General features: G+C 71.1%; 24 protein-coding genes. 13 read left to right on the top strand and 11 right to left on the bottom strand.

Going from position 1 to position 25,246, the window contains the following annotated elements:
- Positions 1–85: 85 nt before the first annotated feature.
- From Ato02nite_RS42910 to Ato02nite_RS42920, 3 genes are all read right to left on the bottom strand, one after another.
- The gene (locus Ato02nite_RS42910; protein ID WP_246608061.1) at positions 86–1,057 is read right to left on the bottom strand and encodes a helix-turn-helix domain-containing protein; all 972 of its coding nucleotides are present in this window, start codon (positions 1,055–1,057) and stop codon (positions 86–88) included.
- Positions 1,058–1,065: 8 nt separating this feature from the next.
- Entirely contained in the window at positions 1,066–2,031 is a 966-nt protein-coding gene (locus Ato02nite_RS42915; protein ID WP_246608062.1) for an alpha/beta hydrolase, read from the bottom strand.
- An 88-nt stretch (positions 2,032–2,119) separates the two neighbouring features.
- Positions 2,120–2,701, bottom strand: a complete 582-nt coding sequence (locus Ato02nite_RS42920; protein WP_213012463.1) for a TetR/AcrR family transcriptional regulator — start codon at positions 2,699–2,701, stop codon at positions 2,120–2,122.
- A 103-nt stretch (positions 2,702–2,804) separates the two neighbouring features.
- Here Ato02nite_RS42920 and Ato02nite_RS42925 point away from each other — a divergent pair, with 103 nt between their 5' ends.
- Positions 2,805–4,976 (top strand): glycoside hydrolase family 3 C-terminal domain-containing protein, encoded by a 2,172-nt coding sequence (locus Ato02nite_RS42925; protein ID WP_213012464.1) that lies wholly within the window; start codon positions 2,805–2,807, stop codon positions 4,974–4,976.
- 89 nt (positions 4,977–5,065) lie between these two features.
- On the opposite strand, the gene Ato02nite_RS42930 is transcribed toward Ato02nite_RS42925, so the two are convergent.
- Entirely contained in the window at positions 5,066–5,746 is a 681-nt protein-coding gene (locus tag Ato02nite_RS42930; RefSeq protein WP_246608063.1) for an SDR family NAD(P)-dependent oxidoreductase, read from the bottom strand.
- 70 nt (positions 5,747–5,816) lie between these two features.
- Here Ato02nite_RS42930 and Ato02nite_RS42935 point away from each other — a divergent pair, with 70 nt between their 5' ends.
- Entirely contained in the window at positions 5,817–6,800 is a 984-nt protein-coding gene (locus tag Ato02nite_RS42935) for an NAD(P)H-dependent flavin oxidoreductase (RefSeq protein WP_213012465.1), read from the top strand.
- Between the two features lie 41 nt (positions 6,801–6,841).
- Here Ato02nite_RS42935 and Ato02nite_RS42940 read toward each other — a convergent pair whose 3' ends face one another.
- The gene (locus tag Ato02nite_RS42940; RefSeq protein WP_213012466.1) at positions 6,842–8,335 is read right to left on the bottom strand and encodes a serine/threonine-protein kinase; all 1,494 of its coding nucleotides are present in this window, start codon (positions 8,333–8,335) and stop codon (positions 6,842–6,844) included.
- Positions 8,336–8,482: 147 nt separating this feature from the next.
- Between Ato02nite_RS42940 and Ato02nite_RS42945 the strand changes: the two genes are divergently transcribed.
- Both Ato02nite_RS42945 and Ato02nite_RS42950 read left to right on the top strand, forming a co-directional pair.
- Positions 8,483–10,609 (top strand): M3 family metallopeptidase, encoded by a 2,127-nt coding sequence (locus tag Ato02nite_RS42945; protein ID WP_213012467.1) that lies wholly within the window; start codon positions 8,483–8,485, stop codon positions 10,607–10,609.
- Between the two features lie 670 nt (positions 10,610–11,279).
- Positions 11,280–11,705: a DUF805 domain-containing protein gene (locus tag Ato02nite_RS42950; protein ID WP_213012468.1), complete on the top strand. Its 426-nt coding sequence runs from the start codon at positions 11,280–11,282 to the stop codon at positions 11,703–11,705.
- 588 nt (positions 11,706–12,293) lie between these two features.
- Here the strand turns inward: Ato02nite_RS42950 and Ato02nite_RS42955 are convergent.
- On the bottom strand, positions 12,294–12,536 hold the full coding sequence (locus Ato02nite_RS42955) for a hypothetical protein (protein WP_213012469.1): 243 nt from the start codon (positions 12,534–12,536) through the stop codon (positions 12,294–12,296).
- Between the two features lie 379 nt (positions 12,537–12,915).
- Here Ato02nite_RS42955 and Ato02nite_RS42960 point away from each other — a divergent pair, with 379 nt between their 5' ends.
- Together Ato02nite_RS42960 and Ato02nite_RS42965 are read left to right on the top strand one after the other, a co-directional pair.
- A complete protein-coding gene (locus tag Ato02nite_RS42960; protein ID WP_213012470.1) occupies positions 12,916–13,392 on the top strand; it encodes a hypothetical protein in 477 nt (158 codons plus the stop codon).
- A 129-nt stretch (positions 13,393–13,521) separates the two neighbouring features.
- A complete protein-coding gene (locus Ato02nite_RS42965; RefSeq protein WP_213012471.1) occupies positions 13,522–14,322 on the top strand; it encodes a hypothetical protein in 801 nt (266 codons plus the stop codon).
- On the opposite strand, the gene Ato02nite_RS42970 is transcribed toward Ato02nite_RS42965, so the two are convergent.
- Both Ato02nite_RS42970 and Ato02nite_RS52750 read right to left on the bottom strand, forming a co-directional pair.
- Positions 14,315–15,229 (bottom strand): aminoglycoside phosphotransferase family protein, encoded by a 915-nt coding sequence (locus Ato02nite_RS42970; RefSeq protein WP_213012472.1) that lies wholly within the window; start codon positions 15,227–15,229, stop codon positions 14,315–14,317. The genes Ato02nite_RS42965 and Ato02nite_RS42970 overlap by 8 nt on opposite strands.
- 2 nt (positions 15,230–15,231) lie before the next feature.
- A complete protein-coding gene (locus Ato02nite_RS52750) occupies positions 15,232–15,864 on the bottom strand; it encodes a hypothetical protein (protein WP_213012473.1) in 633 nt (210 codons plus the stop codon).
- A gap of 141 nt (positions 15,865–16,005) precedes the next feature.
- On the opposite strand from Ato02nite_RS52750, the gene Ato02nite_RS42980 reads away from it, so the two are divergent.
- On the top strand, positions 16,006–16,551 hold the full coding sequence (locus tag Ato02nite_RS42980) for a GNAT family N-acetyltransferase (protein ID WP_213012474.1): 546 nt from the start codon (positions 16,006–16,008) through the stop codon (positions 16,549–16,551).
- On the opposite strand, the gene Ato02nite_RS42985 is transcribed toward Ato02nite_RS42980, so the two are convergent.
- Positions 16,515–17,090 carry a dienelactone hydrolase family protein gene (locus tag Ato02nite_RS42985; protein ID WP_213012475.1) on the bottom strand — a complete coding sequence of 192 codons (576 nt, stop codon included), beginning with the start codon at positions 17,088–17,090 and terminating at the stop codon, positions 16,515–16,517. The genes Ato02nite_RS42980 and Ato02nite_RS42985 overlap by 37 nt on opposite strands.
- A 53-nt stretch (positions 17,091–17,143) precedes the next feature.
- Here Ato02nite_RS42985 and Ato02nite_RS42990 point away from each other — a divergent pair, with 53 nt between their 5' ends.
- A complete protein-coding gene (locus Ato02nite_RS42990; RefSeq protein WP_246608064.1) occupies positions 17,144–18,028 on the top strand; it encodes an AEC family transporter in 885 nt (294 codons plus the stop codon).
- Positions 18,029–18,031: 3 nt separating this feature from the next.
- Here the strand turns inward: Ato02nite_RS42990 and lexA are convergent, their stop codons facing one another.
- A complete protein-coding gene (lexA, locus tag Ato02nite_RS42995) occupies positions 18,032–18,673 on the bottom strand; it encodes a transcriptional repressor LexA (protein WP_213012477.1) in 642 nt (213 codons plus the stop codon).
- Positions 18,674–18,724: 51 nt separating this feature from the next.
- Positions 18,725–19,348 carry an NADPH-dependent F420 reductase gene (locus Ato02nite_RS43000; protein ID WP_213012478.1) on the bottom strand — a complete coding sequence of 208 codons (624 nt, stop codon included), beginning with the start codon at positions 19,346–19,348 and terminating at the stop codon, positions 18,725–18,727.
- Positions 19,349–19,414: 66 nt separating this feature from the next.
- Here Ato02nite_RS43000 and Ato02nite_RS43005 point away from each other — a divergent pair, with 66 nt between their 5' ends.
- The 5 genes from Ato02nite_RS43005 (at position 19,415) to Ato02nite_RS43025 (ending at position 25,245) form a co-directional block, all read left to right on the top strand.
- Positions 19,415–19,777, top strand: a complete 363-nt coding sequence (locus tag Ato02nite_RS43005; RefSeq protein ID WP_213012479.1) for a winged helix-turn-helix transcriptional regulator — start codon at positions 19,415–19,417, stop codon at positions 19,775–19,777.
- Between the two features lie 171 nt (positions 19,778–19,948).
- Positions 19,949–20,893, top strand: a complete 945-nt coding sequence (locus tag Ato02nite_RS43010; RefSeq protein WP_246608065.1) for a cellulase family glycosylhydrolase — start codon at positions 19,949–19,951, stop codon at positions 20,891–20,893.
- A complete protein-coding gene (locus Ato02nite_RS43015; protein ID WP_213012481.1) occupies positions 20,890–21,744 on the top strand; it encodes a family 43 glycosylhydrolase in 855 nt (284 codons plus the stop codon). The genes Ato02nite_RS43010 and Ato02nite_RS43015 overlap by 4 nt, the downstream gene beginning before the upstream one ends.
- Before the next feature lie 67 nt (positions 21,745–21,811).
- Positions 21,812–24,751 carry a WD40 domain-containing protein gene (locus Ato02nite_RS43020; protein WP_213012482.1) on the top strand — a complete coding sequence of 980 codons (2,940 nt, stop codon included), beginning with the start codon at positions 21,812–21,814 and terminating at the stop codon, positions 24,749–24,751.
- Positions 24,748–25,245 carry a hypothetical protein gene (locus Ato02nite_RS43025; RefSeq protein WP_213012483.1) on the top strand — a complete coding sequence of 166 codons (498 nt, stop codon included), beginning with the start codon at positions 24,748–24,750 and terminating at the stop codon, positions 25,243–25,245. The genes Ato02nite_RS43020 and Ato02nite_RS43025 overlap by 4 nt, the downstream gene beginning before the upstream one ends.
- Position 25,246: the final 1 nt, after the last annotated feature.

Consider the following 25,246-nt stretch of genomic DNA (forward strand, 5'->3'; position numbering starts at 1 on the left):
CCCTTGGTCGGCATCTGCCGACGTCGCCGTCCCAGCATTATCGAAGGGTGAGCGCGGCAACACCCACCGTAAGTACGATGTGGACTCAGGGATGGCGGCGTAGGCGGCGCAGCGTCAGGGCGACCTGCAGCCGCAGCCGCCCGGCCGGGGTGGTGATCGGCCAGCCGAGCAGGTGGGCGGCCTGGGTGATGCGGTCCTGGAGGGTGGAGTGGTGCAGGCGCAGCGCGGTGGCGGCGGCCCGGAGGCTGGCCGCGTCGGCGTACGCGTACAGAGTGGACAGTGCCCACGGCGCGGCCGTCGTCGCGTGTTCCAGCCGGTGCAGGTCGGGCACGTCGGCGCCGGCCGGCAGGTCGGCCAGCACGGCCAGGGCGCCCAGCTCGTCGTGCCGCACCACGGTCGGCCCCGGGTCCTCGGGCGTGCCGTCGGCGGCGAAGCGCAACGCCACCCGGGCCGCCGCGTAGGAGGCGGGCAGCTCGGCCGGGACCACGGCCGGTCCGATGCCGGCCCGGGCCCAGGACGGCACCACCCCGGGCGGAAGCAGGGCCGGGCCGGTGGGCAGCGCGACCGCCCGGACCCCGGCGACGGCCAGATTCAGCTGGTGAACGGCCTGGTCGCGTACGTCAGAAGGAGCGGAAGCATCGACGGCCAGCTCGACCAGCGCGGGGTCGGCGGCCGGCGCCCGGCCGCGGGTGCGGTCCAGGACCGCGCGTGCGGCGCCGGCGGCCCGTTCCAGAATCATGGCCTCGACCGGGCCGGGCTCACCGGTCCGCTCCAGCGCGAGGACGGCCGAGCCGTCCGGGACCAGGAGGGTACGCATCCACAAGGCGTCGACCGACTCCGGCGCGGGCGCCGCGTTGCCCTCCGCATCGACCCGCACGTGCACCCGGCGGCCGTGATCGTCGAGCCGGGCGGCACAGCCGGCCAGCACGGCGGCGCCGCGCACGATCGCCTGCAGGCCGGCCCGGGTCTCGGTGAGGCTGTCGAAGTAGGCGATCACCCGCAGTGCGGCGCCGGCGTCCGCATCGAGCGCCGCCAGCCGCACCGCGAGATCCTTCACGCTTACCCCTAGCTGAACAGGCGGTTCAGCCAGCGTACCCGTGCGGCGCGGGCGTCCTGGCTGATCGCGGCGGCCGGGGCCATCATGTCGAAGCCGTGGAAGCCGCCCGGCCAGACGTGCAGTTCGGCGCGGCCGCCGGCCTGCCAGATCCGGGTGGCGTAGGCGACGTCCTCGTCGCGGAACGTCTCGGCCGAGCCGACGTCGATGAACGCGGGCGGCAGGCCGGACAGATCGGCGGCGCGGGCCGGCGCCGCGTAGGGCGAGACCTCCGGACCGCCGCGCCGGTCGCCGAGCAGCGCCGACCAGCCCATCAGGTTGGCCTGCCGGTCCCACACGCCGAGCCCGTCCATCTGCACCGCCGAGGGGGTGTCGCTGCGGTCGTCGAGCATCGGGCACATCAGCATCTGCCCGAGCAGCTCCGGGCCGCCCTCGTCGCGGGCGCGCAGGGCCAGGGCGGCCGCGAGCCCGCCGCCGGCACTCCCGCCGGCGACGATCAGCCGGGCCGGGTCGAAGCCGAGCTCGTCGGCGTGCGCGGCGGTCCAGAGCAGGCCCGCGTAGCAGTCGTCGATCGGCCCGGGGTGCGGCGTCTCGGGCGCCAGCCGGTACTCGACCGAGACGACGACCAGCCCGAACTGCGCCGCCCAGTCGAGCATGCCGTCGACGCCGGTGCGCCGGTCGCCGATCACCATGCCGCCGCCGTGCGTGTGGTAGACGCAGCCGAGCGTGCCCGCGGCCGCGGTCGGTGTGCAGATCAGCAGGGTGATGTCCGGGTCGTCGCCGAGTCCGGGCACGACGCGCTCGGTGACGGTGAACGCGCCGTCCCGGCGCAGCTCGTCGTCGGTGGGCCCGGCCACCGCCCCGCCGCCGCGGGCCTCGGCGAGGCTGTCGAGGGTGAACGGCGGCAGCATCTCGTGGATCACGCCGAGGGCGGCGGCGAGTTCCGGGTCGAACGGCGGGGGCAGGGTCTGTGTCACGGCGGAACCTCCTGGTGGATGGGAATGTGACCGCTGTCACCCAGGATGCGGCGCTCGGCGATGCCCTTCGAGCGCCATCCGGCGGAAACTACCCGCCAGTTGGCGGGTCGAGGTCTCGGAAGATCATCTCGGCGGCCGACTCCCACTGCGCGACGAGGTCGATCTCGTCCGGATCGCGCAGCCAGTGCACCTGGAGCCCGTCCATCATCGCGGCGATCTTGACGGCCAGCCCGTCCGGGTCGGCGGTATGACCCTTGAGCAGCAGCGAGAACCCGTCCAGGGTCTTCTGCTGGCGGGCCGCGAAGTAGTCGTGCGCAGGGTGATCGGGGGCCAGCGACTCGGCCTGCAGGACGGCGAACAGCCGAACGATCTCCGGCTGCCCGGCGTTGCGCCGCACCAGCGCGGCACAGACCTCCCGGGGCGAGGACGCCTGCACCTCCACCGAGATCAGGTCCGCCTCGTCGCGGTGGTCGAGGACCGCGAGCAGCAGGCCGTCCTTCGAACCCACGTGGTGCAGCAGGCCCGGCACGGTGAGCCCGCAGCCGTCCGCCACGTCCTGCATCGACAGGCCCCAGAAGCCGCGCTCGGCGATCAGCCGGGTGGTGACGTCGATGATCTGGCGGCGCCGCTCGGCGGCGGGCAGCCGGGGCCGTTCACGCCGCAGCGTCACGCGCGAAGCTCCTTCACAGCGAACGACCTCTTGTGAGGATCACTCTGGCCAGCATATGTTGCTAAGTAGTTAATACCTAGTAGGTACTCAGTAGGGATGCCGCATGGAACTCAACGATCAGGCCGCCATCACGAGTGGCTCCGCCTTCTGGTCCACCACGGCCGCCGGTGACGTTCCGGCGATCACCCTGACCGACGGCCCGCACGGCGTGCGCCTGCAGGTCGCCGGCGCCGACGACATCCTGGCCGGGCAGCCCGCCACCTGCTTCCCGCCGGCCGTGGCGTCCGGCTCGACCTGGGACCCCGAGCTGCTGCGGCGGATGGGCGAGGCACTGGGCGACGAGTGCCGGGCGATGGGCGTGCACGTGCTGCTCGGGCCGGGCATCAACCTCAAGCGCACCCCGCTCGGCGGCCGCAACTTCGAGTACTTCAGCGAGGATCCCCTGGTCGCCGGGGTGCTCGCGACCGCCTGGGTGCAGGGCCTGCAGAGCCGGGGCGTCGGGGCATCGCTCAAGCACTTCGCGGTCAACAGCCAGGAGACCGACCGGATGCGGGTCAGCGCCGACGTGGACGAGCGCACGCTGCGTGAGCTCTACCTGCGGGCGTTCCAGCGGGTGGTGACCGAGGCGCAGCCGTGGACCGTGATGTGCGCGTACAACAAGGTCAACGGGGTGTATGCGAGTCAGAACCACTTCCTGCTGACCGAGGTGCTCCGGGACGAGTGGGGTTTCCAGGGCCTGGTGATGTCGGACTGGGGTGCCGTGGTCGACCGGGTCGAAGCGGTCCGGGCCGGCCTCGATCTGACCATGCCCGGCCCGGACGACGGCGGTGACCAGGCGCTGATCGAGGCGGTTCGCGCCGGCCGCCTCCCGGCTTCCACGCTTGCCACGTCAGCGTCCCGGGTTCGCGACCTGGCCGCCAAGGCCGTCGCGGCAACTCCGACAAATTACGATATTGATGAGCACCACGCCCTCGCCCGCGAAATCGCCTCCCGCGGCATCGTCCTGCTCAAGAACGAGGGCGCTGTCCTCCCGCTCAACCCCGCCCAGACCGTCGCGGTCATCGGCGAATCCGCCCGCACCCCTCGCTACCAGGGCGGCGGCAGCTCCCAGATCACCCCGACCCGCCTCGACGACGCCCTGTCGGCGCTCGAAGCGGCCGCCCCCGGCCGGATCCGGTTCACTGCCGACGCGGCCGAGGCCGAACAACTCGCCCGGGACGCCGACGTGGCGATCGTCTTCGCCGCCACCGACTTCGAGACGGAGGGTTCCGACCGCGAGTCACTCGACCTGCCCGCCACGGAGATCGGCCTGATCCGGAAGGTAGCGGCCGCGAACCCACGCACCGTGGTCGTGCTGGCCAACGGCGCCGTCGTGCGCACCACACCCTGGGACGCCGACGTCCAGGGCCTCCTCGAGGGCTGGCTGCTCGGCCAGGCCGGCGGCAGTGCCATCGCCGACGTCCTGCTCGGCACGGTCAACCCGTCCGGCCGGCTCGCCGAGACGATCCCGCTGAAGCTCGCCGACCATCCGTCCTACCTGGACTTCCCGGGCGAGGCCGGGCACGTCCGCTACGGCGAGGGCATCCACGTCGGCTACCGCGGTTTCGACGCCCGCGAGCAGGAGGTCGCCTACCCGTTCGGCTTCGGCCTGTCCTACACGACGTTCGCCTACGGCACCGCGACGGCCACCGCGACCGACGCCGGCATCGACCTGAGCGTGGACGTCACCAACACCGGCGACCGCGACGGCCGCGAGGTGGTCCAGGCGTACCTCAGCCTTCCCGGCTCCCGCGTCAGCCGCGCCCCGCGCGAGCTGAAGGCCTTCGCCAACGTCGAGATCCCGGCCGGCCGGACCGTCACCGTCAAGCTCCACATCGACCGCGCCGATCTCGCCTACTGGGAGGTCCGTCTCAACCGCTGGATCGTCGAGCCCGGCACCTACGCGATCGCCGTCGGTTCGTCCTCCCGCCACCTGCACACCGGCGTCACCGTCACCCTCGACGGCGACGGCGCCGGCGCGCGCATCCCGCTCAGCACCGACTCGACCATCGGCGAGTGGCTCGCCGACCCGCGCGGCGCCGAGGTGCTCGGCGAGGTCTTCGCGAAGATGGCCGCCGAGGGCAGCGGCGGCATGGCCGCCGCGATGGCCTCCGACCCCGCGCTGATGCAGATGGCGGTGAGCTTCCCGCTCGACCGCATGGCGATGTTCCCCGGCAGCCCGTTCACCCCGGAAACCCTGCAGGAGCTGGTCAAAACCGCAAACCGCACTTCATGAGTACGAGGTCGGAACAGTCCCTGCCGCTCAGTTCTCCCTGAGTGCCACTCGAGGCCGTCCGCCCGCTGCGGGCGGGCGGCCGGCCCGAACTACATCGAGGTCACGCCGCGAACCCGGTGACCGACCGCGATGGACTCCCCCGAGATCGCCCCCGTCCGCGGCGACAGCAGGAACGCGATGAGGTCGGCGATCTGCTCCGGGCTGGACTCCCCGCCCCGGCCCGGCTCCACCTCACTCACCGGGGTATCGGACACGATCCCCGGGCTGACCGTGTTGATCGTGACCCCCGATCCGGCGGCCGTGTCGGCGAGATTCTTGGCCGCGATGATCAGCGCGGCGTTCCGCACCGACCCGGTCACGTTGCCGGTCAGGAACGCGTTCTGCCCGCTGACGCCCACGATCCGCCCGTAACCGGCCCGGTTCATGGTCGGCAGCGCCGCGTTGGCCAGCCGCAGGAACGACATCGCCTTGGCGTCGATCGCGTCCAGCACCTGCTCGGGATCGGCGTGCCGGGCAGCATCCAGGGTGCGCGCACTGGGCGCCGCCGCGACCACCAGCCCGTCGAGCCGCCCGTGCCGCGCCAGCACGCTGTCCACCCCCGCCGTGACCGAAGCCGGGTCCCGAGCGTCCAGAACCAGGCCGTCGGTGGCACCGCGCGAGGCCGCGATCGCCGTGGCCCCCTCCGCCCGAAGCCGGGCGACCACCGCCCGCCCGATCAGCCCGGTGCCACCGACCACCAGAACAACCGCACCACCAAGCTCAAGATCCATCCAGCGGACGCTACCAGCCACTGTCCGGCGGCCGACAGGAATCGGCCGCCCGATCCGCCAGGGTCGGGGAATGGAACTGAGGACAAGGTTCACCGAGGCGTACGGCTTGAGCACCCCGATAGCCCAGGCCGGCATGGCCTTCGTAGGCATGACCCCAGACCTGGCCGTGGCCGTGGGCAACGCCGGCGCAATGGGTTCGCTGGGCGTGGGCCTGCTGCCACCACCGGCGATGCTGCAGCTGATAGCGGCCGTCCGAGCCGGCACCCCCGCTCCCTTCCACGTCAACTTCATCACCGTCTTCACCGAACAGCCGCAGATCGACGCGGTCTGCGAGGCGCGGGTGCCGGCCGTCTCGTTCCACTGGGGTCACCCCGCCCGGTCCTGGATCGACCAGCTGCACGCCGCCGGCATCCGGGTCTTCGAGCAGGTGGGCGACGTGGACGCGGCCAAGCGAGCGGCGGACGACGGCATCGACGTGATAGTCGCCCAGGGCGCCGAGGCGGGCGGCCACAACTTCGCCACCCTGCCGACGTTCGCCCTGCTCCCCCTGGTGGTGGACGCGGTGGCCCCAGCCCTGGTCCTGGCCGCGGGCGGCATAGCCGACGGCCGGGGGCTGGCCGCCGCCCTGATGCTGGGCGCCGACGGAGCCTGGATCGGCACCCGCCTGGTCGCCACCGACGAGTCCCTGGCCCACGAGGACTACAAGGCGAGGCTGGTAGCGGCGGCCGCCTCCGACACGGTGGTGACATCGCTGTTCGGCCCGGAGACCCTCGACTTCAACCCGATGCGAGTACTCCGCAACCGGGTGATCGACGAGAAGCCTCGCTTCACCGCCGAACGCCCGATAATCGGCCACACCGTCCTGGGCGGCCAACCGGTGGACATCCCCCGCTTCTCCAACCTGGTCCCGATGCGCGACGCCACCACCGGCGACCTGGAGGAGATGCCGTTACTGGCCGGCCAGGGCGTAGGCCTGATCGACGCGATCAAGAGCGCCGGCTCGGTGATAGCCGACATCACCGCCCAGGCCCGGGAAGCCCTGAACCGCTACTGACGACGCCGGCCGACGGCGGCAGCCCGGTATCGCGCCACAGGTCAGGTGTTCGTCGCCGACGGCACGCCGGCCGCGCAGGTCACCGTCATGATCACCTGGCTGTTGCCGTGCTTGAAGGAGACCGTGGGCGCGGACCCGGGCTCATCGTCGCCCTCGACGACCTTGTAGGGCTTGGTGGCCTCCCAGGACAGGATCTGTGCCGTGTCGGGAGCCGGGCAGGTGGCACGGACCGAGCCGGCGACCGACGACAGCGTGCGTTCATCCGGCTCGGCGGCCGGGTCCGTCGTGGTGACGGCCGGGTCCGGAGCAGCCGTGGTCGCCGGCACGGCCGGGTTCGCCGGGGCGGCCGTCGGCTGGACCGTGGCGACGGTGGCCCCACCGGTCCGGGCGGGGCCTCGACTGCCCGGCACGGTGCCGGCCGGCGTCGCGGGCGGGACGGGTGGCGGGTTCCCCGCGGACCGGCTTACCGCGGGCGCGGGGGCCGAGCTCGGAACCGGCAGCGACACCGCCCCGTCCTGGTGCGCCGCGCTCGACACCCACAGGACGGCGATGATGACGCCCAGGAGGGCCCCGGCCGCCGCGTACGGTCGCCAGTTCCGCCGGCCGGCGGCCGGCGGCGGAGAACCGATGGCGGGGTCCGGCGGCTGATCAGGCTCCGGGGCAGGTGGCTCGTCCGTGATCGACTGCACCCCGGCGCCGTGTGCGAGCAGCGCCGCCACCTCGCGGGCACTCGGTCGATCGGCCGGGTCCTTGGCCAGGCAGCGGTTGCACAACTCGGTCACATACTGCGGCACCTGGGGCAGGGACGGCAGCGGTTCCGGCTCGATATAGATGTGCGCGGCGAGCATCTGGGTGGTCGTCTCGGTGGTCCACGGCGAGTGGCCGGTCAGGAGCCGGTAGAGCAGCACGCCGAGCGCGTAAACGTCCGACGCCGGTTCCACGGCGTCGTGCAGCAGCCGCTCGGGGGCCAGGTAGGCCGGGGTGCCGAAGACCTCGAAATCGTCGGAGCCGGATTCCGGCGGCCGGATCGCGGCGGCGATGCCGAAGTCGACCACCTTGGCACCGGTGGGCGCCAGCATGACGTTGGCGGGCTTGATGTCGCGATGCGACAGACCTTCGGCGTGTGCGGCGGCGAGAGCGGCGGCGATCTCCGCGCTCACCCGCATCGCGTAGCGGGGCGAGACCGGGCCCTCGCTCAGCCGCTGGTGCAGGGTGTTGCCACGAACCAGTTCCAGCACGACGTACGGAACGATTTCGCCGTCGATGTCGGCCTCACCGTAGTCGTACACCTGGGCGATGTTCGGGTGGGAGAGGATCGCCGCGGCCTGTGCCTCACTGCGGATCCGGTCCCGCGACAGCGGGTCGCCGGCGTAGGGGGCCGCCAGAATCTTGACCGCCACCGTGCGCGCAAGGACGCTGTCGTGCGCCTGCCAGACGACGGCGGTGCCACCGGCACCCACCTGCGAGATAAGCCGGTAACGCTCGCCGAGCACCAGGTCGGCGCCGGCCGGGCCGGACAATCCATCGCCGTTCATCACCGGCAGTCTGCCCTGACCGACGGATCCTCGCATCCCGCGGGCGGCCCACAGATCATGTCATCCGGTCGATGTGACGGTGACCGTCCGAGTTGCACGGTCGACTATTACACAAAACACTCTAAAACGTACGATAGTGTTGCTCCCATGCAACGCCGCGTCTTTCTGCAGTCCGTCGCCACCGCGGCCGTACTCGGCTCGCTCAGATTCCCCGGCCTCGCGCTCGCGGCCGGCAGCGACCCGGAGGATAAGCTGATCGAGGTGTGGACTGGAGAGCATGGCGGTTACCCGGCCTTCGACCAGGTGAACCCGACCTCGATCAAGGCAGCGCTCGAGAAGGGTATGGAGCTCAGCAGGGCCGAGATCGCCGAGATCGCCGGCACCGCCGAGACCCCGACCTTCGCCAACACCATCGCCGCGCTGGAGGACAGCGGCCGCGCCCTCGACCGCGCCCAACGCTTTTTCGACATCTTCACCTCGACGATGAACGACCAGGCAATGCAGGATCTGCAGACCGAGATGTCGCCCATCCTCTCGGCCTTCGGCGACGACATCATTCAGAACGCCCGGCTCTTCGCCCGGATCAAGGCGGTCCATGACGGCCGGGCCACTGCCGGGCTGTCACCGGAGCAGGTACGCCTCGTCGAGAACTACTACCAGGACTTCACCCGGCAGGGCGCGGCGCTCGACGACGCCGACCAGGCCACGCTGAAGGACCTGAATCAGAAACTCGCCTCGCTCTACACCAGGTTCAGCCAGAACGAGCTGGCCGACGAGGAGAGCTACCGGCTCACCATCGAGACCGAGGCAGATCTCGAGGGTCTTCCCGAATCGCAGCGGGAGGCCGCCGCGGCGGCAGCCGAGGCGCACGGGGCCAAGGGCAAGTGGGTCTTCACCAACACGCGTTCCTCGATGGAGCCGTTCCTGACCTACTCCGCCCGGCGCGACCTGCGGGAGAAGGGCTGGCGCATGTGGATCATGCGCGGCGACAACGGCACGGCCACCGACAACAAGGCCGTGATCAGCGAGATCCTCCAGCTCCGCACCCAGCGGGCCCGGCTGCTCGGCTTCGAGACACACGCCCACTGGACCGTCGAGAACAACATGGCGAAGACGCCGCAGGCCGCCATGGACCTGATGATGAAGCTGTGGGGCCCAGCCCTGCGGCGCGCCCAGAAGGAGATCGCCGACATGCAGGCGATCGCCGACCAGGCCGGCGACGGCATCACCATCGAAGCCTGGGACCACCGGTTCTATTCGGAGAAGGTGCGCAAGGCGACGTACGACCTCGACCAGAACGAGGTGAAGTCCTACCTCCAGCTCGACAAGGTCCGCGAGGGCATGTTCTGGGCCGCCGAAAGGCTCTACGGCCTGCGATTCGCCAAGCTCGACGGTCTGCCCGTCTACCACGAGGACGTCTCGGTCTACGAGGTGACCCGCGACGGCAAGCGGGCGGGCCTTTGGTACTTCGACCCCTACGCCCGGGCCGGCAAGAGCTCCGGTGCGTGGATGAACGAATACCGCACCCAGGAGCGTTTCCAGGCGGACGTCACCCCGATCGTCTCCAACAACGCGAACTTCGTGAAGTCGGGCTCCGGCCCCGTCCTCATCTCGTGGGACGACGCCGTCACCATGTTCCACGAGTTCGGCCACGCCCTGCACGGCCTCAACTCGAACGTCACCTACCCCGGCGTCGCCGGCACCTCGGTCAAGCGCGACTTCGTCGAGTTCCCCAGCCAGATCAACGAGCATTGGTTCCCCACGCCGGAGCTGCTCAACCGGTTCGCCCTGCACGTCGACACCGGCCGGCCGATCCCCGCCGAGCTGCTCGCCAAGGTGCACAAGTCGCTGAAGTTCAACCAGGGCTTCGGTACGGTCGAATTTCTCGCCTCGGCGATCTACGACATGAGAATCCACCTTGCCGCGACGCCGGACGGCACGATCGATCCCGGCGCCTTCGAGAAGAGCTGCATGGCCGAGATCGGCCTGCCGCGGGAGATCGTCATGCGCCACCGCCCGACCCAGTTCGGGCACATCTTCTCGGGCGACGGATATTCGGCCGGCTACTACGTCTATCTCTGGGCCGACGCGCTGACCGCCGACGCGTGGGAGCTGTTCGAGCAGAGGGGTGTCTGGGACCCGGCTACCGCCAAGGCGTTCCACGACGACATCCTTTCGGTCGGCAATGCCGTCGCACCGGACGAGGCCTTCCGCAGGTTCCGCGGCCGCGACGTCGACACCGAGGCCCTGATGCGCCTGCGCGGCTTCGCCTGACGATTCCCCGGTCGGCAGCTACGCCTTGCCTCGAGGTCGCGTTCGCACGCAGGTGCCCATGCGCGGAGTTCTGCGATGGTGTCGTCGGTGAGGCCGTAGGCGGTGAATCCTCGATCGGGAAGTTCGGCGACCGGTTCGGCAGGTGCACCACACCCTCGGCAGGACCGCGCAAATCCCTAATCCTGCGGAATGCACGCTTCACGCCTTCGTAGCGGTCCGGAAGATCAGCGGCGTTTATGCCGAGGTAGTGCTCGACGTCCTGACCGCTCCTCCGGAAGGCGGATCCGCGCGACAAGGCGGGCTCTGCAGCCCGATCGGCCTCCGGATGACCTATAAACCGGCCCTGGAGACGCTGAAGGCCGAGGTTGTCGCCAACCTCTGCCTCGTGCCGGCGTGCGCCGGCTCCGGTACACCGCCGGCCGCTGCATTCCGTCCGGGCTTACCTCGCCCGCATGCCAGCCCGCCCGCCGTCGCAGCTCCGACCTGCCGAGATACGGACCGATGAATTCAGCGAATCATCCAACTCAGCCCGCCAACCCGTGACGGCGGGATAGACCGCGCCAGACCGACGTTCCGAAGCATCAGCCGGGCACGCAGAGCGACCCGAAATGCCGTTGCAGCACTAGTATCGGCATATATCTATTCAGCAAGATCCTCGGAAGGGTCGCCCATGTCGTTCCAGGATGCCATCAGGGTCTGCCTACAACGGAAATATGCGGACTTCAGCGGCCGCGCGCGCCGTTCGGAGTTCTGGTTCTTCGTTCTCTTCAGCGCGATCGTGAGCGCCGTCGGCGGCATTCTCGACGGGATCTTCGGTCTTCGCAGCGGCTCGTACGGCGGCACCGGGCCCATCCAGGGCGTCCTCCAGCTGGCGCTGCTGGTTCCGTCCCTCGCCGTGGGTGCCCGGCGCCTACACGACATCGGCCGCTCCGGCTGGTGGCAGCTGATCGGCCTCGTCCCGGTCGTCGGCTGGATCGTTCTGCTGATCTTCTTCGTGCAGGACAGCCACCCGGCCAACCAGCACGGGCCGAGCCCCAAGAACCCCGGCGAGCGTCACCCGCAGGCCCCTCAGGAGCCGCCATACCCTCAATACTGAGAAGCTTGATCGCACGACGAGATCGGCTCGCCGTGAGCGGATCTGAGGTGAGTTGATCCGTGGGCGGACTGGGTGTCCCAGCGGCTCCCCGTGCCTGCCTCGCGATGAATTCCGTGCGTATCCATCGGGCAGAGCGGACCGATCGGCTAGCGGATGGTTTCGCCCGGCTGCTGGCGGAGCCGCTGGGATCCCTTCGCCGCGGAGATCGTCAGCGGGCCCTCAAGGGCGTGGAGCGTTGGCTGGCACAGCGGCTGTCGCATCGCCTTGGCCCCGGGACCGGGTGCGGACGAGTCTGTACCAATGTCCGATTTCCGTCGGTAGTGGGGCTGTTGGAGCAGGTCGCCATGCCCGGTCCCGGAGATGATTTGTGCGCGGCAGGTCACTCGCGGACGCTGGCGCGCCTGACCCGATCGTCCGCGCGGACGTCCGTCCGCTCGCGCGCGTCTGCGCACAACAACGCGCGGACGGACGACAGGCGGACGAGTGGTTCGAGTTCACGCGATTACGCCGAATCACGAGCGTCGTCGGCAGGTTGGACTTCGTCCGTCGGATTAGGGTGCCGCCCCCGGAGCAACATCTCCAGGATCTTCATCGCTCGCTCACGCCGATCCTCGTGCCGAGAAACAACGCCACGACGACAACCATCGTGATTGTGATGGCGATGACGGGAAGCGACGACACGAGAGCACCGCTCGTCACCTTTACCTCCGGCAAAAGGTCCGTCAGGGCTCTCTTGAGTGCATCGTGCTCAGCAGGTAAGCGATCCCGCAAGACGCCGCCGCAGCGGATGACCGCCGACCAACCGGAGACACTGATGGCCGAGGTTCGCACCCCGGCCGATCTTCGTGTCTTTGATACGTGTCCGGAGCCCAACAGGAGCGATATTCACACGTCGATCGCAGCCCGAGTGCTGACCTTGGCGTCATCGTCCATGGTCAAATATCGGCCGAGCTGTCGAACCCGAACGTGCGTCCGCCCACCTGCGCCGTTTCAGTTTGATTGCGGTCGGTAGCGGCTGCCCTGGAGCGGCAAGGGATGAGATCCTCACCTCCGACGTCCGGGCCGGCAGCAGGCCGACGGTCAGCCGTTCGACGATCTCGGCGGCCGGATCGACCGCGCGTGCCGGCGGTATCGTTCCCCGGGTGGTTCGGTGGGCGCGGCCCGCGACAATGGGTGGCGACCTCCGCCGTACCGGGAAAGGATTTTGATCATGGGTTGGAACACCTCGGTGCTTTTCCGTGAGGCCGTCACGGCGGACGAGGCGGTGGACGACCTCGCCATCACGGAGTTCAGCGGTGAACTGGTCGAAGCCGACCAGGCGACCAGCGCCCTCAAGCCCGACGCGCTCTATGCCGCCGATTCGGGCGGCTGGGCGCAGGTGTGGAACCCGATGATGGACGTGGTCATGGGCTGGGAACCGACCGACCCCGGCAGGGCTCTGGTGGTCTTCTTCAGCAGCGTCTCCAGCACCTACGGCTTCACGCTGTTCACGAACGGCGAACGCACCCGGCACTACGTCTACGCCGATGGTGCGGCCGTCGAGGACGAAGGGACGCCACTGCCGGTCGAGGCCGAGGTTCCCGTGCCGTCCTGGGGTCCGGACGAGGACTTCCTCTGGTCGATCATCACGGCCGTCACCGGTCTTCGGTACGACGAGAAACTGCGGTACCGCGTATACCCGATCTGACCGCGCCTCTTCGACCGAGGTTCCCAAGACGCTCGGTCTCCTCAGGCGTAGGCGTCGAGGGTGGCAATCTTCGCTGGAGCCGCCGGCCGTATTGTTGCGGACTCGGAGCGTGATGCGGAGGATCCACCCTTGAGATGGATGGATGGGCAGCGCGTACTCGTTGCCTCGGCGGCCTTTGCCGGTTTGGCGCTGGCCGCCACGGTCGTCGTCGTTGTTGCTCGCCGGCAGGATGAACCGGTCGCTTCGGCTCCTCCTACGGCGGTGCCCTGGGAGCCGTTCACGCCCAGTCCGGCGGTGACCGTGCTGCCGCCCGATCCGCTGCCTGCGTCGGTCGTCAGCGACAGTCCATCCGCGACGGTCGTGCCGAGCCGGAGGCCGACGGCGACCGCGACGGCGGTCCTGTCGCTGGCCGTCGCCGACGTTCCGGGGACGGTCGATCTGGCCGCTGAGGGCACTCGTGACTGGGTGCACTGGGGGCTCGAATCCGCTGAGGCGCTGGACCGCAAGTCCCGGGGCACCGGGGAGATCCAGGACGACCGGGGAACCTCGGCGAGGGGCCGCTACGACAACAACCCGGAGCTGTTCGGCTGGAGCGGGGGCACCCCTACCGGAGCTGCCGGCCGCACACCGACCGGGGTCTACTCGTGCGGCGCGGGCAGTCGCTTCACGCTCCGGGTTCCGGCCGGTGCCGCCACTCGCACGCTGCGGTTCTACGCGGGCGTCTGGATGGCGGAGGGGCAGATGACCGTCAGTCTCGCCGGGAAGCGGGCCACCGCGAGTCTGGAGAACCGGGAGGCGATCCGGACCGGGCGCTTCACGATTCGCTTCCGTGCGCCGGCGGGCAATGAGCTCGTGGTCACCTGGACGGCCCGCAAAGTCTTTCACCCCACCTGCGGGAACATCGACATGCAGGCGGCCACGCTCAGCTGAGGAAGCGGTCCAGGTCGGCGGCCAGCGCCTGCATCCTGCTCCGGGTGGCGGCTATCTCGGCCTGGCCCAGCGGCGTGTCGGCGCGGTGGGTGGCGTTGTAATCCAGCCATCCGCCCTGCGCGGCGACCCAGGACGCGAAGATCCATGGCTCGGCGGGTATGGGCTCACCGCCATATGCCCGGATCGCCTCCGCGAAGACGGCCGGGTCGCCGTCGGACCAGTCGAGCGCTACCGACGCCGCCTCGTGGACCGCGCCGATCGGGCCGGCCGCGTCCCAGTCCAGGGCCATCAGCACCCCGTCCGCGGTCAGCAGGGTGTTCTTCCGGTCCAGATCACGATGGCTGTCCACGACCAGCATCCGGGTGGGGCCGGCCCGCACCCGCCAGGCCAGGTCGGCCAGGTCGGGCAGCCCGTTGACCGCCGGATCCGCATCCCACCGGTCGGCCGGCCCGCCCGCTGCCGGGTCCGCACTCGCCTGGTCGGACGACCCGTCCAGGTCCGGCGGCCAGTCGAGGATCGGGGTCGGCTCCCAGCGTGGGGCGCCCGCGGCGTGGATGCTCGTCAGGAGTTCGGCGGCCTGCGTGGGAGAACCCGCACCAGGAGTGCCGTCCACCCACCGATGCACGCGGAACAGCGAGCCGGAAACCGCGGCGAGCGCCCGGCCGGCCAAGGTGACCGGCTGCGGCATCGGGACCCCCGCCCGCCAGGCTCGCTGTTCCACCGCGAACGCGGCCTCGACGTTGGTGACGAACTCCGGCCGGTCCGCGTTGACGACCATGCGCTTGACCGCGTAGTCGCCGTTGTCGGTGGTCACCCGCCACAGCTCGTTGGAGAGGCCGCCGGCCACGCGCACCGGTGCGGCGGTGAGCCGGCCCAGCTCGAAGTGGCCGGCGACCTCGTCGATCATCACTATTCCGAGATCGGATCGGTCACCGTCGGCGGAGGGGTCGTCGGGACAGTCGGCCAGCTGCTCGGGTCGCCGGTGGGTGGATCGGGGAAGGGGACCGTGGTCGGCGGGAACGTCGGCCAGCTGCTCGGATCAGAAGTCGGCGGCTCGTCGGTCGGTGGCGTGGTCGGCCTCGTGGTGGGCGGGTTGGTGGTCGGCGGCGCCTTCACGGCCTGGATGTCGACCTGGACGCGGAAACCGCAGCCGCCCTTCGCGCCGGCCGCCAGGGTCAGGGCGGACGGCACCACGACGGTCTCGGTGCGGCCAGGGCCCAGCACGACGCGGCGCTCGTCCAGCAGGGTTACCCCGGTGGGGCTCAGCAGCGGGCCGGACACCGCCGACAGGCAGCCGGCCGGTTTGACGTCGAGCAGCGGCTGGAGGAGGCGCACCCGGTCGGCGATCACGTTCGTGGCGCTGCGGTTGCGGACCTTCAGCACCAGGTCGCTGGCGACGCCGGGGACCAGCAGGGGTTCCAGTTGGGCGTCCAGGACCTGCAGGTCGCCGGTCAGTGGCTGGCTGACCAGCTCACCCCGGCCGTGCAGGGCGGTCACCGCGGCGTACGCGGCGGAACTGCCGGCCAGCAGTGCCACCGGCACCGCCAAACCTATCCATAGTTTCTTCGAAAATCCCATGGCGCCCCCGATCGTGTGAAAGAGAAAGTGTGGAGTAGACGGGAGGGCCGTTACCGGGGTTCCGTCCGATGTCGACATTGACCGAAAAGTTGAGAGGCTTACCGGGTGACCCCACGCGTTCGCATCGTGCATCTGACCGGCCCCGTGTTCCACGCGCTCGCCCGCGGCGACGTCGACGCCGCGAACAGCGCCAGTCCCGTACCCGTCTCGGCCTTTCTCGCCGGGCCGGAGTGCCGCGGAGTGTGGGCGATGCGCGCCCGCCAGTCCGACGCCGACCCGGGGTGTGCCGGGTGGGTCACCGGGATCATCTGGGACGAGGAGAACCGCACGGCGGTCGGGCGGGCCGGCTTTCACGCGCCGCCCGACGGGGCCGGGCTGGTCGAGATCGGGTACGCGGTGGAGCCCGCCCACCGCCGGCAGGGTTATGCCCGTGCGGCGCTCGAGGCGTTGCTGCGGCGGGCCGCCGATGATCCGCGGGTCAAGACGGTGCGGGTGTCGATCGCGCCGGACAACGTCGCGTCCTACTCACTGGCCACCCACTACGGCTTCGTGAAGGTCGGCGAGCAGTGGGATTCCGAGGACGGGCGGGAGATCGTGTACGAGGTGCCGGCCGATCAGTTCAGCCGGTCGAGGAACGCCAGCGACCGCTGAACGACCAGTTCGGTCGCCGTCGCGTCGTAGGACGGCAGCGAGCTGTCGGTGAACAGGTGCCGGTCGCCGGGGTAGACGAACAGTGACGCGCCGGGCACGGTGGAGGCCAGCTCCTGCGCGGCTTCGAGATCGCCCTCGAGGCCGAAGAACGGGTCCTTCTCCATGCCGTGCACCTGCGCCGCCACGCCGGCCGGCCACGGGCCGAACGCCCACTCGCCGCTGATCGGGAAGCACGCCTCGTACAGCAGGGCCGCGCGGGCGCCGGGGCGGGTCTGGGCGAGCCGCTGGGCCGGCTTCACGCCGTACGAGATCCCGGCGAAGACCGACCCGGCAGTGGCCGCGGCGTCGGCGCGGGCCTCGAGTTCCGCCTCGCCGATCCGGCCCGTCAGGGCCAGGCCTTCCTCGATCGACGCGGGCCGGGCGCCGTCGAACAGGTCGGGCGTGTGCACGTCGTGGCCGCCGGTGCGCAGCCGGCCGGCCAGGTCGAGCACGCCCGGTGTCAGGCCCTGGAGGTGGTGAAACAGCACTACCGAAGCCATCTAGACTCTCCCTGATGCCGTTCGAACTGGTCCCACACTAAGTGCTCCACGCATTGTCGGGGTTCGCGCTGATCGGCGCGATCGTGCTGGCCGGCTGGCTGGTGGGCCGGTTCGCGGGCCTGCCGGAGGGCACCGACGACGTACTGGGCCGCCTGGTCTACCTGGTGCTGGCCCCGTGCCTGCTGTTCACCGTGGTGGCCGGGGCCGACCTGCACGTCCTGTTCAGCGAGCCACTTCTGGTGTCGGCCGCGGTGGCGTTGCTGGTCTTCCTCGCGTACGCCCTGATCTTCCGCCGCCGCGACCGGGGCACGAAGATCATCGGCGCGCTGTGCGCGGGTTATGTCAACGCGAACTACATCGGCATCCCGGTCGCCACCTACGTGCTCCGGGACGCCGCCCTGGTCGTGCCGATCGTGATGGTGCAACTGCTGATCGTCACCCCGATCGTGCTGACCCTACTGGCCGCCGGCTCGGTGCGCTCGACCATCATCTCGTCGCTGCGCAACCCGCTGATCATCGCGGTCGCCCTGGGCGCGGTCGCCGCCGCGACCGGCTTCCGGATGCCGGCCCTGATCATCGACCCGCTGACCGTGATCGGTCAGGCCACCGTGCCCCTCGTGCTGATCGCCTTCGGCATGTCGCTGCACGGCCGGCGCATCCTCGCACCCGGCCCGGACCGCACGGCGACGATCGTGGCGGTCGCCTTCAAAACCGCCGGCATGCCGGCGATCGCCTTCCTCATGGCCTATTTCCTGCGCCTTTCCCAACCGGAGACGTACGCCGTGACGGTGCTCGCCGCGCTGCCCACCGCCCAGAACGTCTTCCTCTACGGCCAGCGCTTCCAGACCGGCCTGATCCTGGCCCGCGACGCGATCTTCCTGTCCACCATCGCGTGCGCCCCGGTGCTGCTGCTGATCGCGCTGCTGTTCACGCTCTGACGGTTACGTCCGGCGCAGGACCGAGACGACCTTGCCGAGCACCACGGCCCGGTCGCCGTCGATGTCGTCGTAGGCGGGGTTGCGCGGCTCGAGCACGACGTGCCCGCCGCGCCGCCGGTAGACCTTGACCGTGGCCTCGTCGTCGATCATCGCCGCGACGATCTCGCCGTTGTAGGCCTCGGGCTGCTGCTTGACCACGACGATGTCGCCGTCGCAGATCGCCGCGTCGATCATCGAGTCGCCCCGGACGCGCAGCCCGAACAGGTTGCCCCGGCCGACCAGATCGCGCGGCAGCGCGAGCACCTCGTCGGAGTTCTGCTCGGCGAGGATCGGCGTGCCGGCCGCGATGTCGCCGAGCACCGGCACCCCGATGGTGTTCGGATCGGCCTGCGGCGCCTCGGCCGGCTGCAGGAACATCCGGACGTCGACCGGCCGGGTGGCCCTCCCGCGGCGCAGGAAACCGAGTTCTTCGAGTGCCCGCAGGTGCCGCCCGACCGCCGAGGTGGAGGCGAGCCCGACCGAGTCGGCGATCTCCCGGCTGGACGGCGAGTAGCCGTAGCGCAGCGCCCACTTCTGAATCACGGTGAGGATCTGCCGTTGTCGCTCGGTCAGCACCGACGTGTCGAGGTCCTCATCCAGTTGCACTCCAGGATCCTGCCGGTCGCGGGGGCGCGGACGGCGGAGGCGCGCCGCAGTTCACCCTTTTACCGCGGGGATCGCCAGCTGCGGGTCGACGCCGGCGAACGCGAGCGAGATGACGAACCCGGCGACCTCCTCCAGTTGGCGCGCCCGGTCCAGCCCGCCGAGCACGGCCGGGACACCGCCGACGTCGCGGACGAGCGAGCCGACGATCTCCAGTGCTCGCGGGTCGTCGCCGCACATCGCGACCGTCACCGGCGGCAACCCGCGTGTCGTCCACCGGGTCGACGGGAACAGGTGGAGCGCCTTGACCACGTGGGCGCCGGGGGCGAGTTCGGCGACCTGCTGCGCCATCGCGCGCCCGGCTTCCGTCCGCAGCACGCCGATGCCGTGGTCGACCGCATTGGTCGGATCGATGAGCGGTTTGCCGGCGAGCGACCCGGCCGGTGCGCCGGCCGCCGTGAGGATGTCGGCGACGCCCTGCCAGTGCACGGAGAGCAGGACGGCGTCGGCGTCCTCGACGACCTCGGACAGGGGCCGGGCGCGAGCTCCGGACGCCTTCGCCGCGGCCTCCGCGCGCTGGGCCGAGCGCCCGCCGATGCTGATGTCGTGTCCGGCCCCGGTCCAGCCGGTGGCGAGCGCCGTGGCCAGGGTTCCGGTGCCGAGGATTCCGATTCGCATACCGTCAGACCCTAGAAAGTCCGACGCGAACCACCCGGTGCGCATCGGCCCTGCCACGATGGCGGGATGCCTCGTGATGCGGACGACTGCATGGACTTCGTGGCGGACTGCCGCCTGCGGATGGCGACGGACCTGTTCACGCACGTGTGGGACCCGGTGGTGCTGGCGGCGCTGACGGTCGGCCCGCAACGCCGGCGCGCGCTCCGGGCGACCATCGGCGGCATCAGCGACAAGGCGCTCACCGAGGCGCTGCACCGGCTCACCACCAACGGCCTGGCCGAACGGCAGTGGTACGCCGAGGCACCCCCGCGGGTCGACTACGCGCTGACGCCGCTCGGCCGGACTTTCGCGGACGGGCCGATGCGGGCGCTCGCCACCTGGGTCACGCGGTACGGCGACGATCTTTTCGCGGCGCAGGAGACTTCTTGACATGTACGTCACGTCGGCGTAACTATTCATCAACTTGGATGCGTCGCTGACGCACCGACCACCCCCGAACGTTGGCATCATCTGCTCCCCCAGCTCGATGTTTGCGTAAACATTCGCAACGGTTGGAGTGCTATGAGACGTCGTCTGCTCGGCGCTGTCCTCGCTGTGGCAGTGGCTGTTCCCCTGGTGGCCGTGGCCGGCGAGGCCGCCGCGGCCACCAACAGCTTCCGCGGAGTGAACTGGGCCGACGCCCGCGACAACTACGTCAACGGCTGGGTCATCCCGTCCGGACTGACCGCCTCGGACAGCTACAGCACCGTCTACACCAAGGCCGACGGCGTCATCGGCGGCTTCCAGAGCCTGCTCGGCGCCAACACCGTCCGGCTCCCGATCAACCCGCAGAGCGTCAACTCGGCCTGGTGGGCCAGCTACAAGGCCGCGTTCGACTCCGCCCTCGCGCACGGCATGAAGGTGATCGTGTCGTACTGGGAGGCGGACACCGCCAAGGACGGCTACGTCGACGATCCGGCCGCCTGGAACACCATGTGGGACAAGGTCACCTCGGACTTCGCCGGTAACGGCAACGTCTACTTCGAGCCGATGAACGAGCCGTTCGGCTACAGCCTCAGCGCCTGGGTGTCGCTCTGCTCGGCCTGGCTGTCCCGGCACGCGAACATCCCCCGCGGCCGCGTCCTGATCAGCGGCACCGGCTACAACGACAACGTCACCGGCGTGGGCGCGGCCTCCGCCCTCAGCGGCACCCTGCTCTCCCTGCACTTCTACGGGTTCTGGGCGTCGGACACCACCCGGGCCGCGTGGACCACCAACCTGAGCAACCGGCTCGGCTCGTACTCGTCGCGCACCGTCATCGACGAGGCCGGCTCCCCGATGACCACCGGGCTCAACTACACCGGTGCGGCGAACCAGGACGGCAACGTCTTCACCTCGTACTTCGCCGCCACCACCGACCTCACCCGGGCCCGGCAGATGGGCATCGTCTACTGGCCCGGCCTGCGGTCCGGGGACACCTACTCGATCACCCGGCAGAGCGGTTCCGGGCTGGCCGTCAACAACGCCTCCGGGGTGGCCCAGCTGCGCTGGGGGTGGGGGCTGTGAAGCGCCTTCTCGCCGCCGTACTCGCCGGGCTCCTCTGCGTCCTGGCCGCGCCCCGACCGGCCGCCGCGGCCACCACCCTGGTGTACGCCACCTTCAAGGGCGACGCGGCCGCCGACGAAGAACTGTGGATCTACCAGTCGACCAACGGCGGTACGACCTACAGCGTGCTGTCCGACACCAACTTCCACGGCCCCACCGGGGTGCTGCGCGACCCGAGCATCCTGAAGTACAACGGCATCTATTACATCGCCTACACGGTGCAGTCCTGGACCACCAACTCCACCTACTTCAATATCGCGTCCAGCAGCAACCTCACCAGCTGGACGAACATCGCCAGCATCCCCTCCGGCATCGCCAGCACCAAGTACACGTGGGCGCCCGAGTTCTACGTCGAGGGCAGCACGGTCCGGATCATCACCAGCGTCGCGGCCACCACCTGCTCCAACTGCTTCCGGCCGTACGTATACACCGCCCAGAACACCGCCCTGACCTCGTGGAGCGGGCCGGCCCAGATGTGGGGCCTCGGCACCAACCACATCGACACGTTCGTGGTGAAGTCGGGCAGCACCTGGCACGCCTTCACCAAGGACGAGACCGGCAAGTACATCGAGCACTGGACCACCACCGCCAGCCTCACCACCGGCTGGATCAACCGCGGCACGCTGTTCAGCTCCGGCTACGAGGGCCCGTCCCTGGTCAGGCTGGACAACGGCAGCTGGCGCATCTACGTCGACCGGTACAGCACCGGCGGCGGCATCTACACCGCCACCAGCACCGACCTCAACACCTGGACCGGCCTCAGCACGGTCAGCTGCGCCGGCTGCCGGCACGGCACCGCCATCGCGAAGTAACCCGGACGCGGTCTCGTTTCCGTCGCAGATGTTGACAGCTCTGCGGCGGAGGCGAACCGTTCGGTCCATGGTGGACGATCTCGCGGCTCGCTACGAGTACGACGCGTTCATCTCCTACAACCGCAAGGCCGACGGGCGGCTCGCGGCCGCCCTGCACGACGCGCTGCACCGGTTCGCCAAGCCGTGGTACCGGTTGCGGGCCCGCCGGGTGTTCCGCGACGACGACTCGCTCGGCGCCAACCCGGGGCTGTGGCCGTCGCTGGAACGGGCGCTCGCCGCGTCCCGGTTCCTGGTGCTGCTGGCCGGGCGCGGCTCGGCGAACTCGGCGTGGGTGGCCCGGGAACTCGAATACTGGTGCCGGGAACGGGAACCGGACACGCTGATCGTCGTCGCCACCGACCCCGACCACGGGGACCGCCTGGTCTGGAGCGAGCCGGACGGCGACTTCGACTGGAGCCGCACCACCGCGCTGCCGCCCGCCCTGCGCGGTCTCTTCCCGGCCGAGCCGCGGATCGTCGACCTCGCCTGGGCCCGCGACCGGGACCGGCTGACCCTGGACGATCCGCTGTTCCGGGCGGCGGTCGCCGACATCGCCGCCCCGATCTCCGGCCGGCCCAAGGACGAGCTGATCGGCGAGGACGTCCGCCAGCACCGCCGCACGATGCGCTGGGTGCGGTCGGCGATCGCGGTGCTCGCCGGGCTGCTCGTACTGGCGGTGGCCGCGGCCTGGATCGCGGTGCGGCAGCGCGACGTCGCGCAGGACCGGGCGGCGGTGGCCGAGGCCCGGCAGTACGCCGCCGAGTCGCTCGCGGCCACCGACCCGTACGCGGCTCTGGGCCTGGCGATCGCCGCCGAGCAGCGCACGCCGGAGCCGCTCCCGGAAGCCCGGACGGCGTACGCCACGGCCGTGCAGCGGGCCGCCACCTGGACGACCCGGCCGATCGCCCAGTACGCCTCCCCGGACCTGTCCCTGCGGGAACTCTCCTGGTCGCCGGACGGCAGCCGGCTGCGTGCGGCCGCCGACGACGGGTCGGTGCTGGGCTGGCAACTGAGCACCGGCGCCGCGCTGCCCGCGGTGCCGGCCTTCGACACCGTCCTCCCGCCCGGGTACGACGCGGTCGCCTGGTACGGCCAGTCGACCCTCGCCGTGCAGAACGGCCTTGACGAGGTGGTCCTGCGCGACCTCACCCCGCCCGGGCGCACCCGCGCGACGTTCCGGACGGCCTCGGAGGTCGGCGATCTCGCCTTCGCGCCGGACGGCCGCACCCTCGCGGTCACCATCCCCGGCGGCGTCGAGCTGTGGGACACGGTGCGGGCCCGGCGGTCGGTCACGCTGGGCGGCGGGCCGGCAACTTCCTGGCGTACGGCGTGGTCGCCGGACGGCACGCGACTTCTGGTCGCGGGCGATCAGGGCATGTGGTTCTGGGACGTGCCGCACCGCCGCCTGCTGCTCTCCGCCGCCTCCGCCAGCGGGCTGTGGTCGATCGCGTGGCACCCGTCCGGCTCGACGGTCGCGGTCGGCGCCGACAACGGCGAGGTGACGATCCGCGACGGCCGCAGCGGTGCGGTGCGCGGCACCCTGGCGATCGGCCAACGTTCCCGGGTCGCCGACCTGGCCTGGTCGCGGGATGGCAACCGGCTCGCGGCGGCCGGCGGGGTCGACGGCCTACGGATGTGGACGCTGCGCGACGGCCGGCTCATCCCGTACGGTTCGCCGCTGCGCTCCGGGATCGACCGGGGCCCGCGCCGGCTCGCCTGGTCGCCGGACGGCCGGATGCTCGCCGCCGGTATCGGTTTCGCCGGCAGCCCCGAGCTGGACGACCTGCACGTGTGGGCGGTGGCCCCGCTGCCGCCGGACGCCCCCGCCGGGCTGCCGCGAACCGTCCGCGTCCTCGACTGGGCACCGGACAGCCACCACCTGGCCGCCGGGGACCTGACGGTCGCCGTCGTCGATGCCCGCACTCGTGACCGGTGGACCGTCCGGCCCTCCGCCGACTCACCCAACGCGGTGGCCTGGTCGCCGCGCGGCGACGGCACGCTCGCGCTGGCCGCCGAGGACGGCGTCCGGCTCGCCCAGTTCGCCACCACCACCACGCCCGCAAACCAGCCCGGCGCCGTGGTCGCGGGTGAACCGCTGTGGAATTCCGGGGGCACGCGTGCGCTGGCCTGGTCGCCGGGCGGCGACCGGGTGGCCGCCGGCGACACCCGTGGCCGGATCACGCTGTGGGCGGCGAGCGGCGGAAAACGGCCCACCGCCACCCTTACCGTCCCGGCCGGCAGTGAGCGGCCGACAGCGCCCGCCGACAGCGGCGCGCAACCCACCGCGACCGCCGAACGCGGCGAGCGGCCCACCGCCACGCCGACCGCGGCGATCGGTGAGTACGGGCGACCGGATTGGCTGGCCTGGTCCGCGGACGGCGGGACGGTGCGGGCCGGGCTGACCGACGGCCGGGCGCTCAGCTGGGACACCGCCACCGGCCGCCCGGGCGGCGAGCCGTGGACGGCCGCGCCCGGCGGGGCCCGGGCCATGGCCTGGTCGCCGGACGGTGCCGGGCTGGCCACCGTGTCCCGGGACGGCACCCTGCGGGTCTGGGCGGTCGCCGAGCGGCGGTTGAGGCGGACCCTGAGCGGGATCGGCGGCGACGCGACCGCGCTGTCCTGGTCACCGGACGGCACGAGGCTCGCGGCGGGCGGCTACGACGGCCGGGTCCGCATCTGGCAGGCGGCCGGCGGCACGCTGCTCGCCGAGACCACCACCGGGTCGGCCGTCATCACCGCGCTGGACTGGTCGCCGGACGGCAACCACATCGCGGCCGGCGCCGCGACCGGCGGGATCACCGTCTACACCGCCCACCCGGAGCGGGCGTCCTGCGCCCGGGTGCGGGAGGCGGCCGGGCTGACGCCGATGACCGCGGAGGCCGCCGGGGTGGGCCTGTCCGTCTGCCGCGCCGGAAGGATCCGTGACCTGCCGCCACTGCCGGTGGTGGCCGAGGGAGCGCAGGGATGAGAACGCGGATACTGACCGTCGTCCTGGTCGCGATGGCGGCCGGGTGCGGCGGCGATCCCCCGCCGGCCAGGCCGTCGCCGGCGCCGCCGGCCCGGACCGCCGCGGACCTCACCGACGCCGAATGGGCCGGCCTCATCGACGACCTCGACTGCGCCCCGGTCAACAAGGGCGTCGAGCTCGGCGACCGGCAGGTCGCCGAGCTGCGCGGGCCCGGCACGAAGGACGTCGTCGTGAGCGTCGACTGCGTCCACGACACGTCCCCGTGGCCCTACCAGGTGGCGGTCTACGACGGCTCCTCCCCCGCCGACGCGCCGGTTCGCCTCGGCGTGCTCCTCGACGACGACGAGCGGCTCCTGGTGCGGAAGATGACGATCACCGCCGGCCGGATCGCCATCGACACCATCGGCTGGGCCGAGCGGGACTCGTCCTGCTGCCCGAGCGTCCCGGCGACGCGCAGCTTCACCTGGTCCGGCTCGGCCTTCGTCCGGGCCTGAC

The sequence above is a fragment of the Paractinoplanes toevensis genome (assembly GCF_018332695.1).
Lineage (GTDB): Bacteria > Actinomycetota > Actinomycetes > Mycobacteriales > Micromonosporaceae > Actinoplanes > Actinoplanes toevensis.

Bases quoted from the DNA above. Each gene is read 5' to 3' on its own strand.
- Ato02nite_RS42925 (WP_213012464.1), top strand. From the start codon at position 2,805: ATGGAACTCAACGATCAGGCCGCCATCACGAGTGGCTCCGCCTTCTGG.
- Ato02nite_RS42930 (WP_246608063.1), bottom strand. From the start codon at position 5,746: ATGGATCTTGAGCTTGGTGGTGCGGTTGTTCTGGTGGTCGGTGGCACC.
- Ato02nite_RS42935 (WP_213012465.1), top strand. From the start codon at position 5,817: ATGGAACTGAGGACAAGGTTCACCGAGGCGTACGGCTTGAGCACCCCG.
- Ato02nite_RS42940 (WP_213012466.1), bottom strand. From the start codon at position 8,335: ATGAACGGCGATGGATTGTCCGGCCCGGCCGGCGCCGACCTGGTGCTC.
- Ato02nite_RS42945 (WP_213012467.1), top strand. From the start codon at position 8,483: ATGCAACGCCGCGTCTTTCTGCAGTCCGTCGCCACCGCGGCCGTACTC.
- Ato02nite_RS42950 (WP_213012468.1), top strand. From the start codon at position 11,280: ATGTCGTTCCAGGATGCCATCAGGGTCTGCCTACAACGGAAATATGCG.
- Ato02nite_RS42960 (WP_213012470.1), top strand. From the start codon at position 12,916: ATGGGTTGGAACACCTCGGTGCTTTTCCGTGAGGCCGTCACGGCGGAC.
- Ato02nite_RS42970 (WP_213012472.1), bottom strand. From the start codon at position 15,229: ATGATCGACGAGGTCGCCGGCCACTTCGAGCTGGGCCGGCTCACCGCC.
- Ato02nite_RS42985 (WP_213012475.1), bottom strand. From the start codon at position 17,090: ATGGCTTCGGTAGTGCTGTTTCACCACCTCCAGGGCCTGACACCGGGC.
- Ato02nite_RS43000 (WP_213012478.1), bottom strand. From the start codon at position 19,348: ATGCGAATCGGAATCCTCGGCACCGGAACCCTGGCCACGGCGCTCGCC.
- Ato02nite_RS43005 (WP_213012479.1), top strand. From the start codon at position 19,415: ATGCCTCGTGATGCGGACGACTGCATGGACTTCGTGGCGGACTGCCGC.
- Ato02nite_RS43020 (WP_213012482.1), top strand. From the start codon at position 21,812: ATGGTGGACGATCTCGCGGCTCGCTACGAGTACGACGCGTTCATCTCC.
- Ato02nite_RS43025 (WP_213012483.1), top strand. From the start codon at position 24,748: ATGAGAACGCGGATACTGACCGTCGTCCTGGTCGCGATGGCGGCCGGG.